A 1,088-nucleotide genomic window follows, 5' to 3' on the forward strand; every position below is an offset into this window, starting at 1 on the left:
AATTAGCTCATTACTTTAGCAACAACGCCCGCACCAACAGTACGGCCGCCTTCACGGATTGCGAAACGCAGACCGTCGTCCATCGCGATTGGGTGGATCAGGGTAACAACCATTTTGATGTTGTCGCCCGGCATTACCATCTCAACGCCTTCCGGCAGTTCGATGGTACCAGTCACGTCAGTAGTACGGAAGTAGAACTGCGGACGGTAGCCTTTGAAGAACGGAGTATGACGGCCGCCTTCATCTTTGGACAGAATGTACACTTCAGATTCGAACTTGGTGTGCGGCTTGATAGAGCCCGGCTTAGCCAGTACCTGACCACGTTCGATTTCTTCACGTTTGATACCACGCAGCAGAACACCAACGTTCTCACCAGCACGGCCTTCGTCCAGCAGTTTGCGGAACATTTCAACGCCAGTACAGGTAGACTTAGCAGTCTCTTTGATACCAACGATTTCAACTTCTTCACCAACTTTGATGATACCGCGCTCTACACGACCGGTAACAACGGTACCACGACCGGAGATGGAGAATACGTCTTCGATAGGCAGCAGGAACGGCTTGTCAATCGCACGCTCTGGTTCCGGGATGTAAGAATCCAGGAAGCCAGCCAGTTCGATGATTTTCGCTTCCCACTCTGCTTCGCCTTCCAGCGCTTTCAGAGCAGAACCACGAACGATCGGAGTGTCGTCGCCCGGGAAATCGTACTGAGACAGAAGTTCACGAACTTCCATTTCTACCAGTTCCAGCAGCTCTTCGTCATCAACCATGTCGCATTTGTTCAGGAACACGATGATGTACGGAACGCCTACCTGACGACCCAGCAGGATGTGCTCACGAGTCTGCGGCATCGGGCCGTCAGTCGCAGCAACAACCAGGATCGCGCCATCCATCTGCGCAGCACCGGTGATCATGTTTTTAACATAGTCGGCGTGGCCCGGGCAGTCTACGTGTGCGTAGTGGCGAGTCGGGGTGTCATATTCAACGTGAGAAGTGTTGATGGTGATACCACGAGCTTTTTCTTCCGGCGCGTTATCGATCTGGTCGAATGCACGAGCAGCACCGCCGTAGGTTTTAGCCAGTACGGT

General features: G+C 53.1%; 1 protein-coding gene. It reads right to left on the reverse strand.

Annotation, left to right across the window (positions count from 1 at the left end):
- Window positions 1-2: 2 nt before the first annotated feature.
- Window positions 3-1,088: elongation factor Tu (gene tuf / locus N0B36_RS24360; protein WP_131348470.1), on the reverse strand; the 1,086-nt coding region annotated here is incomplete at its 5' end.

This window comes from Citrobacter sp. XY323 (genome assembly GCF_025106035.1).
GTDB classification, from domain to species: domain Bacteria; phylum Pseudomonadota; class Gammaproteobacteria; order Enterobacterales; family Enterobacteriaceae; genus Citrobacter; species Citrobacter braakii.